The sequence below is a fragment of the Streptomyces roseoverticillatus genome, from assembly GCF_000719265.1.
GTDB lineage: Bacteria > Actinomycetota > Actinomycetes > Streptomycetales > Streptomycetaceae > Streptomyces > Streptomyces roseoverticillatus.
On sequence record NZ_JOFL01000002.1, the window covers coordinates 245,329 to 260,192 of the forward strand.

Sequence of the window (14,864 nt, forward strand, 5' to 3'; positions counted from 1 at the left end):
GCGTGACCGTGAACGCTGAAATCCACGCCGGTGGCAACACCTGGCGCTCCCTTCCCGCGGCGCAGCAGCCCGAATGGCCGGACCAAGAGGCTCTGCGCGATGTGATCGCCGAGCTCGAGTCCTATCCGCCCCTCGTCTTCGCGGGCGAGTGCGACCAGCTGCGCCAGCGCCTGGGAGCGGTCGCCCGTGGAGAGGCGTTCCTGCTCCAGGGCGGCGACTGCGCCGAGGCCTTCGACGCCGTCGGCGCCGACCAGATCCGCAACAAGCTCAAGACGCTGCTCCAGATGGGCGCCGTGCTGACCTACGCGGGCCAGGTGCCCGTCGTCAAGGTCGGCCGGATCGCCGGTCAGTACAGCAAGCCGCGCTCGAAGCCGACCGAGACCCGCGACGGCGTGACCCTGCCGACCTACCGCGGCGACTCCGTCAACGGCTTCGCCTTCACCGCCGAGGCCCGCACGCCGGACCCGCAGCGGCTGAAGCGGATGTACCACGCGTCCTCGGCCACGCTGAACCTGGTGCGCGCCTTCACCACCGGTGGCTACGCCGACCTGCGGCAGGTGCACGCCTGGAACCAGGACTTCGTGAAGTCCTCCCCGTCCGGGCAGCGCTACGAGGCCCTGGCCCGCGAGATCGACCGCGCGCTGAACTTCATGAACGCCTGCGGGACGGACCCGGAGGAGTTCAAGACGGTCGAGTTCTACTCCTCGCACGAGGCCCTGATCCTCGACTACGAGTCGGCCCTGACCCGTACCGACTCCCGCACCGGGAACCTGTACGACGTCTCCGGCCACATGGTCTGGATCGGCGAGCGCACCCGCCAGCTGGACGGCGCGCACATCGAGTTCGCCTCCCGGATCCGCAACCCCATCGGGGTGAAGCTCGGCCCGACCACGACGGCCGAGGACGCCCTCACCCTGATCGAGCGGCTCGACCCGGAGCGCGAGCCGGGCCGGCTCACGTTCATCACCCGCATGGGCGCGGGCAAGATCCGTGACCACCTCCCCGAGCTGGTGGAGAAGGTCACCGCCTCCGGCGCCCAGGTGGCGTGGATCTGCGACCCGATGCACGGCAACACCTTCGAGGCGGCCTCGGGCCACAAGACCCGCCGCTTCGACGACGTGCTGGACGAGGTCAAGGGCTTCTTCGAGGTCCACAAGAGCCTCGGCACCCACCCGGGCGGCATCCACGTCGAGCTCACCGGTGACGACGTCACCGAGTGCGTGGGCGGCGGCGACGAGATCTTCGTCGACGACCTGCACCAGCGCTACGAGACGGCCTGTGACCCCCGCCTCAACCGCAGCCAGTCGCTGGACCTGGCCTTCCTCGTCGCGGAGATGTACCGCGACCAGTAGGCGTGACTGTTAGAAGCTGGTGACACGGAACGGCCGGTGGGGCGCGGATCGAGTGATCCGCGCCCCACTGCGTTGTTTTTCCGCCACCGCGCCGGGTAAGGTTAGGGTTACCTTATTGATCAATCCGGCTGGGCGGTGAACCGCGTGTACGTCTGCTCGTGCTTCGGCATCACGGAGCAGCAGGTGCGTGACCACGCGGACAAGGGCGCGTGCACGCCCCGGCAGATAGCCTCCGCCTGCAAGGCGGGCACCGACTGCGGCGGCTGTGTGCGCCGCATCCAGGCACTGCTCGGCCGCGGTGCGTGCCCGCGCCGCGAGCTGGCCGACCAGGGGGACCCCGGCGTGCTCGGCGCCGGGATATCCGCACTGCCGCAGCCCCAGGCGGCCTAGCGGCTCCCGCGGGTCAGTCCGCCCCGCCGTTCTCCTGCTCGATGAACTGCGCGATGTACAGCGCCTCACCCAGCTTCTCGATCAGCTCCAGCTGGGTGTCCAGGTAGTCGATGTGGTCCTCCTCGTCCGCGAGGATCGACTCGAAGATGTTGGCCGAGGTGATGTCGCCCTTGGCCCGCATGACCTCCACCCCGCGCCGCAGGCGGTCGATGGCCTCGACCTCCACCTGCCGGTCGGCCTGGAACATCTCGGTGATCGTCTGGCCGATCCGGACGTGGAAGAGCCGCTGGTAGTTGGGCAGGCCCTCCAGGAAGATGATCCTGTCGGTGAGGGTCTCCGCGTGCCGCATCTCGTCGAACGACTCGGCGCGCGTGTGTGACGCGATCTTCGTCCAGCCGTGGTGCTCCTGCAGCTTCGCGTGCAGGAAGTACTGGTTGATGGCGGTCAGCTCGGCAGTCAGCTGTTCATTCAGGAACTCGATGACCTCGGGGTCGCCCTGCATCGCAGAGGCTCCTTCCAAGCAGGGGTGACTGGCAGGTTGCGCGCATCCTCGCACCGCCCTTCGAAACCGTCCAGTAAGTGCACACTTAGTGGGAGTTGTCCGTATAGAGGAACCCCTGGTCAACGGCGCCCCGAAAGGTCTGACACCATGGAGGCATGGGGCCCTCGAAAAACGCCGAAAGCCGCAAAGGGGAGCTCCCCCAGCTGCCGCCCGGGCAGCGACTTCAGCGCGGCTGGCCGGTGACGCACTACGGCCCGGTGCCGAGGTTCAGGCCGGACCGCTGGGAGTTCCGGGTCTTCGGCTCGACCGCCGACGGCGACAAGCACTGCTGGACGCACGACGAGTTCACCGCCCTGCCGTACACGACGGTGGTGGCCGACCTGCACTGCGTCACGAAGTACAGCGTGCTCGGCGCCGAATGGGGCGGCGTCTCGGCCCGCACGGTGCTCGAACTCGCGCCGCCCGCACCCGGGGTCACCCATGTGATGGTGTGGGCCGAATACGGCTTCAGCTCGAACCTGCGGCTGGCCGACTTCGCCGCCGGGCAGACGATGTTCGCCACGCACAAGGACGGTGAGCAGCTCACCGCCGAGCACGGCTTCCCCGTCCGCCTCGTCGTGCCGCACCTGTACGCCTGGAAGGGGCCCAAATGGGTGCGCGGCGTGGAGTACATGACCGCCGACCGGCGCGGCTTCTGGGAGGAGCGGGGCTACCACAACGTCGGTGACCCCTGGCGCGAACAGCGCTACTCCTACCAGGAACAGCCCGGCGAGGGCCCCGAGCTGTAGGCCTCGCGGCCCGCTAGAGCACGCCGTCGCGCAGTTCCTTCAGGCGGGCCACGTCCGCGGCGTGGCCCGCGGGACCGCCCGGCGTCTCGATCGTCAGCGGCACGCCGGCCGTCGCCGGGTGGCGGAAGAGCTCACCGAACGGGTCGGCGCCGATGTGGCCGGCCCCGATGTTCTCGTGCCGGTCCAGGTGCGCGCCCACGGCGGCCTTCGAGTCGTTGGCGTGGATCAGCTTCAGCCGCCCCTCGCCGGTCACGGAGACCAGCTCGTCGAGCGTGCGCTTCATGCCGCCCGGCTCGGCGAGGTCGTGGCCCGCCGCGAAGACGTGGCAGGTGTCCAGGCACACCCCCAGCTTCGGGTGGTGCTCCAGTGCTTCGAAGTAGGGGCCGAGGTCCGTAACGAGCGAGCACAGGGAGGAGCCCTGGCCGGCCGTGGGCTCCAGCAGCAACCACGGGTCGTCGTCGTGGGTCAGCTCGTCCAGCAGCGGCAGCAGCCGCTCGTGGACCTGCTCCAGGGCCGCGCGGCGCGGCCGCCCGCCCGTCGCCGAGCCCGTGTGCACGACCACGCCCCGCGCGCCGATGGCCCGCCCGCGGCGCAGCGAGTGCCGCATCGACTCCGCGGACAGCTCGACCGTCGCCCCGGTGTGCGAGCCGAAGTTGATCAGGTAGGGGGCGTGCACCCACACCGGCAGGGACTCCTCCGCGCACGTGGCGCGGAACTCCTCGTCCTGGCGCGGGTTGCCCGCCGGGGTCGCCCAGCCGCGCGGGTTGGCGACGAAGACCTGCAGGGTCTCCGCGCCGATCTCGCGCGCGTAGGCGAGGCCCACCTTGGCCAGGCCGCCCGCCACCGGCACGTGGCCGCCCACGGGGTTGCGCAGCCGCCCCGGGGCCGGCTCCTCCACCGCTGCCACCGCTACAGACCGCCCTTGAGCTTGATGGTGATCGTGTCGCCCTTGGCGGCCTGCTCGCCGCCCTTGACCGACTGGCTGTCCACGGAGTCCTGCGGGAAGAAGAACGGCTTGTCGACCTTCACCTTGAAGCCCGCGTCGGTCAGCAGCCGCTTGGCGTCGGCCTCGTTCTTGCCCGTGACGTCCGGGACCGGCACCATCTCCTTGCCCTTGGAGACGGTGAGGGTCACGGTGTCGCCCTTGGCGGCCTTGTCGCCCGTGCCGGGGGACTGCTCGGCCACGGAGCCCTTGGCGCGGTCGGAGAACACCTGGGCGTCCGACACCCTGGCGTCGAAGCCCTTGTCGCGCAGGGCGGCCGTCGCGGCGTCGACGGACATGCCCCGTACGTCCGGCACGTCCAGGGGGGCGCCCTTGCTGACGGTCAGCGCGACCGGCGCGTCCGGCCGGCGCTGCTCGCCCGGCTTCGGGTCGGTGGCCAGCACGGAGCCCTGCGGGGTCTCGGTGCTGAACTGCTTGCCGACCTCGCCCACGGTCAGCCCCGAGCCCTCGATCTTCTTCTTCGCCTCGTCGAAGGGCATGCCGACGACGTTGGGCACCTCGGCCCGTGCGGGCCCCCGGGACAGGGTGATCGTCACCTTGCCGGTGTTGCGGATGCGCTTGCCGGGCGCCGGGTCGGCGGCGATGACGTGGCCGCGCTCGACGGTGTCGCTGAAGTCCTCCTTCGCGCGCACCCCGAGCCCAGCGTCGTCCAGCGTCTTCTCCGCCTTCTCCCGGGTCATGTCCAGGACGGCGGGGACGGTCGTGAACTGGCCCGCGTTGATGTACCAGACGCCGGTGCCGATCAGCACGGCCAGCAGGGCCGCCACCACGGCGATGACCCCGCGCCGCGGCACCTGCCGGAACCGGCCGCCCGGGCCCGCCGGAGGAGCCGGCGGTGCCGGGGGCGCGGGCGGGTGCGGAAGGCGCGTCGTCCGGTTCAGCTGCTGCTCGCCGTCCTCCGCGGGCAGCGGACGCGCGGCGGGCCGGGGCAGCACGCTCGTCCGGTCCTCGGGGCCCGCCGCGCGGCGGCCGGTGGCGGCGTCGTTGAGCGCCTGCGGCGGCAGCGCGTCGAGCTGCTCGTCGCTCAGCCCCTCGCGCACCGTGCGGGCCAGGCCGAGCAGCGCGACCGCGTCGGCCGGGCGCAGCTGCGGGTCGCGGGACGCCGCCTCGGCCACGAGCCCGTCCAGAGAGGCGGCCAGCCCCGGCACGGCCTCCGACGGCGCCGGGACGTCCGCGTGCAGGTGCCGGTAGAGGACCTGGGCCGGGGTGCCCCCGGTGTGCGGCTTGGCGCCCGTCAGCATCTCGTAGAGGACGACGCCGCACGCGTAGACGTCCACGCGCGGATCGGCGGTGCCGTGCTCCAGCTGCTCGGGGGCCAGGTAGGACACCGTGCCGAGGACGGAGCCGGTGGAGGCCGTGGTGTCGGTGTCCACGGCCCGTACGAGCCCGAAGTCGGCGACCTTCACGCGGCCGTCGTCCCCGATGAGGACGTTCTCGGGCTTCATGTCGCGGTGCACCAGCCCCGCGAGGTGGGCCGCGCCGAGCGCGGCCAGCACCGGCTCCAGGATGTCGAGGGCGGCGCGGGGCTGCAGGGCCCCGCGCTCGCGCAGCACGTCGCGCAGCGTGCACCCGGGCACGTACTCCATCGCCAGATAGACGTACGGGCCGTCGGTGCCCTGGTCGTAGACGCCCACCACATTGGGGTGGTCCAGGCGCGCGACGGACTTGGCCTCGCGGATGAAGCGCTCCACGAAGGCCGTGTCCGAGGCGAGGCCGGGGTGCATCACCTTGACCGCGAGCACCCGGTCGAGCCGGGTGTCGAGAGCGCGGTAGACCGTGGCCATCCCGCCCACGGCGATGCGGGCCTCGACCCGGTAGCGGCCGTCGAGCGTGTGCCCGACCAACGGGTCCCCTAGCGTCGTATCCACGCGACGAGTCTAAAAGGGGCGGGGACGAAGCCCTGACCCGGCAAAAATCAGCCCGTCCGGCGATTGAGGGCAAAAGGGTCAGAGGCGGTGCCCCTGCTACTGAGCGAACTCCGGACGTTCCGGATCGAGACGCGCCAAGCCCTCCGCAGGAGAAGACGCCTCGGCGAAGTGCCGCCGCGGTATCCGCCCCGCCCGGTGCGCCAGCCGCCCCGCTTCCACCGCGTGCCGCATCGCCTCCGCCATCAGCACGGGCTCCTGGGCGCGCGTCACCGCCGAGGCGAGCATGACCGCCGCGCAGCCCAGCTCCATGGCGAGCGCCGCGTCGGAGGCCGTGCCGGCGCCCGCGTCGAGGATCACGGGGACCCCGGCCCGCTCCGTGATCAGCTGGAAGTTGTGCGGGTTGCGGATGCCGAGGCCGGAGCCGATGGGCGAGCCCAGCGGCATGATCGCCGCGCAGCCGACGTCCTCCAGCTTGCGGGCGAGGACCGGGTCGTCGTTGGTGTACGGCAGCACGGTGAAGCCGTCGTCGACGAGTATCTCCGCGGCGTCGAGCAGCTCGATCGGGTCGGGCAGCAGCGTCCGCTCGTCGGCGATCACCTCCAGCTTGACCCAGTCCGTGCCGAGCGCCTCGCGGGCCAGCCGGGCCGTGAGGACGGCCTCGCCGGCCGTGTAGCAGCCGGCCGTGTTCGGCAGCACCCGGATGGAGTGCTTCTGCAGGACGGAGAGCACGGAGCCGCGGACGCTCGCGTCGAGGCGGCGCATCGCCACGGTGGTCAGCTCGGTGCCGGAGGCGAGCAGCGCGCGCTCCATGACGTCCAGGCTGGGCGCGCCGCCGGTGCCCATGATCAGCCGGGAGCTGAAGGTGGTGTCGGCGATGGTGAGCAGGTCGTCGGCCATCGGGCTGTTCACCCTCCCTGCACTGCGGTGAGGACCTCGACGCGGTCGCCCGCGCCGAGCTGTGTGGCGGGCCACTGGCCGCGCGGCACGACGGCCTCGTTGACGGCGGCGGCCACCCCGCCGGGCGCGGTGGTCATGCTCGCCACCAGGCTGCCGAGGGTCAGGCCGTGGGGCACCTCGCGGTGCTCGCCGTTGACGCTGATGGCCATGTGGGCCGCGGGCGTGTCGGTGGGGTCGGTGGGGTTCATGCGGGCAGCTCCTGGAGCGCGTTCGAGAAGCGTCGGGGGGAGAAGGGGCGGGCCTCCTCGGGGAGGCGCCCCGTGGTCAGCACCTCGGCCATGACGTCGCCGGTCAGCGGGGCGAGCAGGACGCCGTTGCGGTGGTGGCCGGTGGCGGTGTGCAGGCCGGGCAGGGCGGTCGGGCCGAGCAGAGGGGCGTTGTCGGGGGAGCCGGGGCGCAGCCCGGCGGAGGTCTCCACCAGGGGCAGTTCGGTGATGCCGGGCACCAGCTCGTGGGCGTCGCGCAGCAGTTCGTAGACGCCGCCGGCGGTGACCGTGGTGTCCCAGCCGAGCTCCTCGGTGGTCGCGCCCAGGACCAGCTCGCCGTTCTCGCGCGGCACCAGGTACACCGGCCCGCCGCGGACGACCGCCCGCACGGTGCGGGAGAGGAAGGGCGCGTACGCGTCCGGGACGCGCAGCCGCAGCACCTGGCCCTTGACGGGCCGCACGGGCGGCAGGACGCCGGCGGGGACGCCCGCGAGCGTGCCGCTGTGGCTGCCCGCGGCGAGCACGACCTGGCCGGCGGGGACGCGGCGCCCGTCCGCGAGCTCCGCACCCGCGGCCCGGTCGCCGGCGAGGAGCAGCCGTACGGCCTCGGCGCGGTGGAAGGCGACCCCGGCCCGCTCGCAGGCCGTGAGCAGCGCACGGGCGAGCCTGCGGGGGTCGGTCTGGTGGTCCCCGAGGGCGTGGAGGCCCCCGCGTACGCCGGGCGCGAGCATCGGCTCCAGGCGGCGGCACTCGCGGCCCGTGAGCCACTGCGCGTCCAGGCCGCAGCGCTGCTGCAGGGCGTGCAGTTCGCGCAGGTGCTCCCGGTCGTCGGCGTCGAGGGCGACGGCCAGCGTGCCGCACGCGCGGTAGCCGGTGGCGACGCCGCTCGCCTCCTCCAGCTCGGCCGTGAAGCCCGGATAGCGCTGCGCGGAGGCCAGGTTGAGGGCGAGCAGCGCCTCCTCGCCGTAGTGCAGCTCGGTCACCGCGGCGAGCATCCCGGCGGCGACCCGTGCCGCGCCGCCGCCCGGCGCGGGGTCGGCGACGGCGGTGCGCAGCCCGCGCTGTGCCGCGCGCCAGGCGGTGACGAGGCCGATCAGGCCGCCGCCCACGACGAGGACGTCGCAGGCGGGCACGGCCGGAGTGCGGTCCGATGTGTCCGTTGTGGTGGTAGACGCGTCCATGAGGCGTCCAGCCCCTCCCTTCGCCGGCATGACCCGGATCAGGTTCGTACGGTCGGAGGCCGGTCAGCCTCCCTCTCAGCCCGGTCGTCCGGGCTCCCGCGAGTGCGTTGTACCGGCCACCCTAGTACGCGCCGCGACGCCCGGGCGAGGGCCTGTCGGACGACGGTGCAGCCGTGCCCGCGCATTCCGCCGGCCCCTCGCCGCGGGGGCTCGCCGCCGTCGCGGCGGGCGATTTCCTTCCGCCGCGACGGCGATCAGCCACGACGTGGTGGTCCGGCGGTGCCGAACTGCGGCTCGCCGCAACGTGGCAGAGACCCGCCCGGACGGGCCCCTGGCCCCGGTGCGGGAGCGCCACCGCCCTACAGTGATCGGGTGAGCGAGCACCGGGAAGAAGCACTTGCCGCCAGTGAGCGGAGCGTCGTCATCGTGGGTGCCGGGATGGCGGGCGTGCAGACCGCCGTCGCCCTGCGCGAGTACGGCTGGACCGGCACCGTGACCGTGCTGGGCGCCGAGCCGCACCCGCCGTACGACAGGCCGCCGCTCTCCAAGGCCGTCCTGCTCGGCAAGGCCGAGGGCTCCGCGTTCGAGGTGGACTTCGCCTCGCTCGGGATAGACCTGCGGCTCGGGCGCGAGGCCACCGGCCTGCGCGCCGCCGAGCGCCTGCTGGACACCTCCGCCGGGCCCGTCCCGTACGACGTCCTGGTCATCGCCACCGGCGCCGAGCCGGTCCGGCTGCCCGGCTGCGAGGGACTGTCCAACGTCCACCTGCTGCGCACCCTGGACGACGCCGTGCGGCTGCGGCCCGTGCTGGCCGCCCAGCACGACGTCGTCGCCGTCGGCGCGGGCTGGATCGGCGCCGAGGTCGCGACGGCCGCCCGGGAGGCGGGCTGCGAGGTGACCGTGGTCGAGGCCGCGGACCGCGTGCTCGCCGGCGCCATGCCCGCCGAGATCGCCGAGCGCATGGCCCCCTGGTACGCCGAGAGCGGCGCCCGGCTGATGCTCGGCGCGCGCGTGAGCACCGTGGAGCCCGGCGCGGTCGTGCTCGCCGACGGCACCCGGCTGCCGGCCGGCGCCGTGGTCGTCGGCATCGGCGCGCGGCCCGCGACCGGCTGGCTGGAGGGCTCCGGCATCGAGCTCGGCGAGGACCGTGCCGTCGTCGCCGACGAGCGGCTGCGCGCCTCGCTCCCCGGCGTCTACGCGGTCGGTGACTGCGCGTCGTTCCCGTCCGCGCGCTACGGCGAGCGGCTGCTCGTGCACCACTGGGACAACGCCATGCAGGGGCCGCGGACCGTCGCCGCGAACATCGCGCTCGGCACGGCCGAGGGGCCGGTCTACGACCCGGTGCCGTACTTCTGGTCCGAGCAGTTCGGGCGGTTCGTGCAGTACGCGGGCCACCATGCCGGCGCCGACGAACTGCTGTGGCGCGGGGACCCGTCGAGCGCGGCCTGGAGCGTGTGCTGGCTGCGCGACGGGGTCCTGGTGGCCCTGCTGGCCGTCGGCCGGCCCCGGGACCTGGCCCAGGGCCGCAAGCTCATCGAGAAGGGCGCCGCCCTCGACCGGGCGAAGGCCGCCGACGCGTCCGTGCCGCTGAAGTCCGCCGTGCTCTGACGGGCGCGTCGCACCGCCCGCGGCCCCGCCGCGGCGGCGTGACGCGCCCGGGTCGGGTCAACCCGGCTACCGGCTGTCAGTGTCAGATGGCAGGCTTGTCCTGTGACCGAGATTGACGCAAAGATCGACGCGCTTGTTCCCGCCTGGCTCAACCTCCCCGACATCGCCGAGATGCTCGGCGTGGAGGTGACGCGCGTGCGGCAGCTGGTGAAGGAGGGCCAGCTGATCGCCGTCCGCCGGGGCGAGAACCGGGTGCTCATGGTGCCCGCCGCCTTCATCGGCGAGGGCAAGGTCGTCAAGGGCCTGGCCGGGACCCTGACGCTGCTGCGGGACGACGGCTTCAGCGACGAGGAAATGCTGGAGTGGCTCTTCACCGCCGACCCGACCCTGCCGGGTACCCCGGCCGACGCGCTGCGGGAGAACCGCGGCACGGAGGTGAAGCGGCGCGCCCAGGCGCTCGCCGTCTGAGCCGACGGGCCGACCGGAAGTCTCAGCCGTAGTAACCGGGCGCGGGTGACCGCGCCCTTCAGACCTGCCACAACCGTCCGGTGCACGGGCGGGGCCCGCCCCCGCCCGTGCACCGCCGACCCGGGGGGAACCACCCGATGTCCGCCGCCACCGCCCGCGAGCTCCTTGCCGACGCCCGGCTCTATCTGTGCACCGACGCCCGCAAGCGCCAGGGCGACCTGCCGGAGTTCCTCGACGCGGTCCTCGCCGGCGGCGTCGACATCATCCAGCTGCGCGACAAGGGCATGGAGGCCGGCGAGGAGCTGGAGCACCTCGCCGTCTTCGCCGAGGCCGCCCGCCGCCACGGCAAGCTCTTCGCGGTCAACGACCGTGCGGACGTCGCCCACGCCGCCGGTTCCGGCGTCCTGCACCTCGGCCAGGGCGACCTGCCGGTGCCCGCCGCCCGCGCCGTCCTCGGCGAGGACGTGCTGATCGGCCGCTCGACGCACGCCGAGGCCGAGGTGGACGCCGCGGCCGCCGAGCCCGGCGTGGACTACTTCTGCACCGGCCCCTGCTGGCCGACCCCCACCAAGCCGGGCCGCCACGCCCCCGGCCTGCCCCTGGTCCGCCACGCGGCGGCCCTGGGCACCGCGCGCCCCTGGTTCGCCATCGGCGGCATCGACCTCGGCAATCTCGACGAGGTGCTCGACGCGGGCGCCCGCCGGGTCGTCGTGGTCCGCGCGATCACCGAGGCGGACTCCCCCGGCGAGGCCGCGGCGCAGCTGGCCAAGCGGGTCCGCGAGCGCCTCTGAGGCCGGCGCGGCGCGCGGCCCGCCGCCGTCCCCGCGGCGGGCCGGCCCGCGAGAGTGTCAAAAAAACATGAAGAACCCGTCCGGCATGCGGACAGGAGACCGGCTTATCGGGCAAATCGCAAAAGTGTGATTGGGGGCCGCGGGAACCGCTGGTTAACTTGCCGGTATGGCCCTTGGCACCGCCTCCACCAGGACAGACCACGCGCGCACGGTGCGTGAGCTGCTCGCCTCAGGCGAGCGCTCGTACTCCTTCGAGTTCGCCGCTCCGAGGTCCGAGAAGGGGGAACGCACCCTCTGGGACGCCATCCGCCGGATCGAGGCCGTCGGCCCGACCTTCGTCTCCGTCACCTACGGCGCCGGAGGCTCCTCCCGCGAGGGCACCGTGCGGGTGACCGAGCGCATGGCGACCGACACGACGCTCACGCCCGTCGCCCACCTGACAGCCGTCAACCACTCCAAGGCCGAGCTCCGCAACATCATCGGCCAGTACGCCGACGTCGGCATCCGCAACATGCTGGCCCTGCGCGGCGATCCGCCCGGCGACCCCATGGGGGAGTGGGTGCGCCACCCCGAAGGACTGGACTACGCCGCCGACCTCGTCCGGCTCATCAAGGAGTCCGGCGACTTCTGCGTCGGCGTCGCGGCCTTCCCCGAGATGCACCCGCGCTCCACCGACTGGGACACGGACATCCGGCACTTCGTGGACAAGTGCCGCGCGGGCGCGGACTTCGCCATCACGCAGATGTTCTTCTACCCCGACGACTACCTGCGGCTGCGCGACCGGGTCGCCGCCGCCGGCTGCGACACCCCGATCATCCCCGAGATCATGCCCGTCACCAACGTCCGCCAGATCGAGCGGTTCGCGCAGCTCAGCAATGCCGCGTTCCCGCCCGCGCTGGCCGATCGGATCCTCGCGGTCAAGGACGACCGGGCCGCTGTACGCTCGATCGGGATCGAGTACGCCACGGAGCTGTGCGCTCGGTTGATGGCCGAGGAGATTCCCGGGCTGCACTTCATTACCCTGAACCACTCCACGGCGACGCTGGAAATCTACGAGAATCTGGGACTGCACCAGCGGTCCTGACGGCCGGCCCCTCGAAGGGCTGCGGCCACGAGAGGGGCGTAAATGGGCTGGACGGTCCTCTACATCGCGTTCGGCGTCGTCGCGCTCTGGCTGCTCGGCGAGGTACTGCTGCAGTACAAGGCGCGACTGCGCTGGCGCCTCCTCGCCTTCGCCGGGTTCCTCGGCGTCGTCGCGGGAGTCGTCATCCCGTCCGTCGCGGTCATCGCGGTGGGCGCGGTGGCGTTCGCCGTCGGGCAGACCTACGTGACGCTCTCCTTCCGCCGGGGCTTCTCCCGCGGCTGGGCGCTGCGCCGGGACGGCCGGGACGGCGGCAATGCGGCAGACGGCAACGGCGAATCCGGCAATTCTCGTAAGTCCGTCAAGGCCGGAAAGTCCGGCAGAGGTGTCAAGTCCGGTAAGCGCGCCGGGAAAGCGGCCGCCGAGGACGACGGCGTGAAGGAGCCGCGGGCCGGCCGGCGCCGCAAGGGCGGCGAGCGCACCGAGGCCCCGCCCGCCCCTCCGCTCTCCGCCGCCGCGCCGCTCGACGAGACCGCGGCCATGCCCGCCGTCCCCCCGCTCCAGGAGCCCGCGGGCGACCCCGTCATGCCCGCCGCGCAGCCGCCCCTGGCCGAAACCGCACCCGCACCCGACGCCGGCGCGGGCTACGGAGGCTACGGCGACGCCGGCTACGCCACCGCCCCGGCGCAGGACGGCGGCTACGCCCCGTACGGCGACGCGTACGGCACACAGGCCCAGGCCGCCCCGGCGGCCCCCGGCCAATTCGACTACGGGCAGGGACAGTACGCGGCGTACTCCGACCCCTACATCGGCAACCGGCAGCAGGGATACGACCCGTACGACTCCTACGGGCAGTACCAGCAGCCGCAGACGGCGGCACAGCCGTACGGCATGGGCGGCCATCCCGCCGACGCCTACGCCCCGGCCCAGCAGTACGACATGGAGACTCCGCCCGGCGGGGTCTGGGTGCCGCAGCAGCGCGACGGCGACCTGCCGCCCGCCCCGCAGGGCTACCCGCACGCGTACCCGCAGCAGCCCCCGGCCCAGGGCCAGGGCTACGGCGAGCAGTACAACGAGCAGCACCGCTACTGAGCCCCGGCCCGGGCCCGCCCCGGGCCGCGGCCCTACTGGGAGCCGCGCCAGTCCGCCCCGGAGACGATCAGGCCCGCGGCCATCGTCCCGGACATCCCGGCGTGGGCCAGCCCCCCGCCGGGATGGGCGAAACCGCCCGCGAGGTACAAGCCGGACAGCGGCGTCGCGTTGGCCGTGCGGAGGAACGCGCCCCCGCCGCCGGCCAGCACCGGCGCCGGAACGCCCCCGCCCTCGGCGCCCGTCGCCCGCTCGGTGTCCGCGGGCGTGCGGACCTCGTGCCACAGCAGCCGGTCCCGCAGGCCCGGCAGCAGCCCCTCCGCCGCGTCCAGCATCCGCTCCGCGAAACCGGCGGCCGTCGCCTCGTCAGCCCAGTCCGCACGGCCGTGCGAGGCGACCGTGGCCGTCAGCGTGACGGCCTCGTGGCCCTCGTCCGGGCGGACGTCCGGATCGTCCGGGCGCAGCACCGTCACCGTCGGCCGGTAGCGCAGCGCGGCGGGGCCGCGCGCGCCCTCGCCGAAGACGCCCGCCAACTCCGCGCCGCGGTCCGGGGCGTGGACCACCGTGCGGTGGGCCGCGCCCGCGGCCCGCGCCCCGCGCAGCGCGAGGAAGACCGTGAACCGGCCGGGCGGCACCGGCGGTCCCGGCCGGACGGCGGGCCCGCAGGCCGCCGGCGCGATCCGCCGCAGCACCCCGGGCGAGACGCCGGCGACCACCGTGTCCGCCTCGTCCACGCGGCCGTCCGCCAGCTCCACGCCGACGGCGCGGCCGTCCTTCTCGGCGACGGCCACGACCTCCGCGCCGAAGACGAACTCCACCCGGCGCTTGCGGCACCGCTCGTACACGGCGTCCGCCAGGCCGCGCATGCCGCCGCGCACGTACCAGCTGCCGAAGGTCTGCTCCATGTACGGCAGCACCGCCGCGCTCGCGGGGGCCGTGCGCGGATCCAGCCCGTACGCCAGGGCGTGGCTCTCCAGCAGCGCCGCGAGCCGCGGGTCCTTCAGCTCCCGCTCGGCGACCGCGGCCAGCACGGGCGGAGTGCTCCGCCGGAACAGACCGCGCTTGCGCAGCCCCGGATACGGGTCGTGGCCCAGGGCCTCCAGATACTCCGGGTCGGCGAGCAGCGGCTCCTCCAGCAGGGGGCGGCGCGTGGCGTCCCACACCACGCGCGCCCGGTTCACCAGCTCGCTCCAGCGCTCGCCCGCACCCGCGCCCACGGCCTCGTCCAGCGCCCGGACCACACCGGCCCGGGACGCGTTGGGCAGCGCCACGGACGTGCCGTCGGCGAAGACGTGCGCGCTCGCCGGGTCGACCTGGACCAGGCCCAGGCTCTGCTCCAGCGACTCCTTGCCCGTCTTCACGAACAGGTCGCGGTAGACGGCCGGCAAGTGCAGCAGCCCCGGTCCCGTGTCGAAGGCGAAGCCGTCCCGCGTCATCCGCCCGACGCCTCCGCCGTGCGTCGCCGCGCGCTCGTACACCGTCACCCGGTGGCCCGCGACGGCCAGCCGGGCAGCGGCCGCCATCGCGCCCATCCCGGCGCCGATCACCGCAATCCGTGCCATGGGCACGACTTTATCCGG

At 73.7% G+C, this 14,864-nt stretch carries 15 protein-coding genes and 1 riboswitch; of the genes, 8 read left to right on the forward strand and 7 right to left on the reverse strand.

Translation table 11 applies throughout. The features are described from left to right. The first annotated feature begins 2 nt into the window (after positions 1-2). Positions 3-1,352 carry a class II 3-deoxy-7-phosphoheptulonate synthase gene (locus IF61_RS0103330; RefSeq protein ID WP_030364676.1) on the forward strand — a complete coding sequence of 450 codons (1,350 nt, stop codon included), beginning with the start codon at positions 3-5 and terminating at the stop codon, positions 1,350-1,352. A gap of 135 nt (positions 1,353-1,487) precedes the next feature. Beyond that, the gene (locus tag IF61_RS0103335) at positions 1,488-1,742 is read left to right on the forward strand and encodes a (2Fe-2S)-binding protein (RefSeq protein ID WP_030364677.1); all 255 of its coding nucleotides are present in this window, start codon (positions 1,488-1,490) and stop codon (positions 1,740-1,742) included. A gap of 13 nt (positions 1,743-1,755) precedes the next feature. Here the strand turns inward: IF61_RS0103335 and bfr are convergent, their stop codons facing one another. Continuing rightward, positions 1,756-2,244 carry a bacterioferritin gene (gene bfr / locus IF61_RS0103340; RefSeq protein ID WP_030364678.1) on the reverse strand — a complete coding sequence of 163 codons (489 nt, stop codon included), beginning with the start codon at positions 2,242-2,244 and terminating at the stop codon, positions 1,756-1,758. A 155-nt stretch (positions 2,245-2,399) separates the two neighbouring features. On the opposite strand from bfr, the gene IF61_RS0103345 reads away from it, so the two are divergent. Next, a complete protein-coding gene (locus tag IF61_RS0103345) occupies positions 2,400-3,032 on the forward strand; it encodes a sulfite oxidase-like oxidoreductase (RefSeq protein WP_030364679.1) in 633 nt (210 codons plus the stop codon). Between the two features lie 13 nt (positions 3,033-3,045). Here IF61_RS0103345 and IF61_RS0103350 read toward each other — a convergent pair whose 3' ends face one another. The 5 genes from IF61_RS0103350 to thiO form a co-directional block, all read right to left on the reverse strand. After that, positions 3,046-3,939 (reverse strand): deoxyribonuclease IV, encoded by an 894-nt coding sequence (locus IF61_RS0103350; protein WP_030364680.1) that lies wholly within the window; start codon positions 3,937-3,939, stop codon positions 3,046-3,048. Positions 3,940-3,941: 2 nt separating this feature from the next. Beyond that, entirely contained in the window at positions 3,942-5,903 is a 1,962-nt protein-coding gene (pknB, locus tag IF61_RS0103355; RefSeq protein ID WP_030364681.1) for a Stk1 family PASTA domain-containing Ser/Thr kinase, read from the reverse strand. Positions 5,904-5,999: 96 nt separating this feature from the next. Next, positions 6,000-6,800 carry a thiazole synthase gene (locus tag IF61_RS0103360; protein ID WP_030364682.1) on the reverse strand — a complete coding sequence of 267 codons (801 nt, stop codon included), beginning with the start codon at positions 6,798-6,800 and terminating at the stop codon, positions 6,000-6,002. 8 nt (positions 6,801-6,808) lie between these two features. After that, complete coding sequence (gene thiS / locus IF61_RS0103365) at positions 6,809-7,009, reverse strand: sulfur carrier protein ThiS (protein WP_030364683.1); 201 nt, start codon at positions 7,007-7,009, stop codon at positions 6,809-6,811. A gap of 35 nt (positions 7,010-7,044) precedes the next feature. After that, positions 7,045-8,247: a glycine oxidase ThiO gene (thiO, locus tag IF61_RS0103370; protein ID WP_052392355.1), complete on the reverse strand. Its 1,203-nt coding sequence runs from the start codon at positions 8,245-8,247 to the stop codon at positions 7,045-7,047. Continuing rightward, a riboswitch (TPP riboswitch) is annotated at positions 8,246-8,357 on the reverse strand. It overlaps the preceding gene by 2 nt. Before the next feature lie 328 nt (positions 8,358-8,685). Between thiO and IF61_RS0103375 the strand changes: the two genes are divergently transcribed. From IF61_RS0103375 to IF61_RS0103395, 5 genes are all read left to right on the forward strand, one after another. Then, positions 8,686-9,855 carry an NAD(P)/FAD-dependent oxidoreductase gene (locus tag IF61_RS0103375; protein WP_107042966.1) on the forward strand — a complete coding sequence of 390 codons (1,170 nt, stop codon included), beginning with the start codon at positions 8,686-8,688 and terminating at the stop codon, positions 9,853-9,855. A 102-nt stretch (positions 9,856-9,957) separates the two neighbouring features. Next, entirely contained in the window at positions 9,958-10,323 is a 366-nt protein-coding gene (locus IF61_RS0103380) for an Rv2175c family DNA-binding protein (protein WP_030364686.1), read from the forward strand. A gap of 137 nt (positions 10,324-10,460) precedes the next feature. Further along, complete coding sequence (gene thiE / locus IF61_RS0103385; RefSeq protein ID WP_030364687.1) at positions 10,461-11,114, forward strand: thiamine phosphate synthase; 654 nt, start codon at positions 10,461-10,463, stop codon at positions 11,112-11,114. 166 nt (positions 11,115-11,280) lie between these two features. After that, entirely contained in the window at positions 11,281-12,198 is a 918-nt protein-coding gene (metF, locus tag IF61_RS0103390; RefSeq protein ID WP_030364688.1) for a methylenetetrahydrofolate reductase [NAD(P)H], read from the forward strand. A gap of 42 nt (positions 12,199-12,240) precedes the next feature. Beyond that, complete coding sequence (locus IF61_RS0103395) at positions 12,241-13,287, forward strand: hypothetical protein (RefSeq protein ID WP_030364689.1); 1,047 nt, start codon at positions 12,241-12,243, stop codon at positions 13,285-13,287. A gap of 32 nt (positions 13,288-13,319) precedes the next feature. Here the strand turns inward: IF61_RS0103395 and IF61_RS0103400 are convergent, their stop codons facing one another. Next, a complete protein-coding gene (locus tag IF61_RS0103400; protein WP_030364690.1) occupies positions 13,320-14,846 on the reverse strand; it encodes a phytoene desaturase family protein in 1,527 nt (508 codons plus the stop codon). Positions 14,847-14,864: the final 18 nt, after the last annotated feature.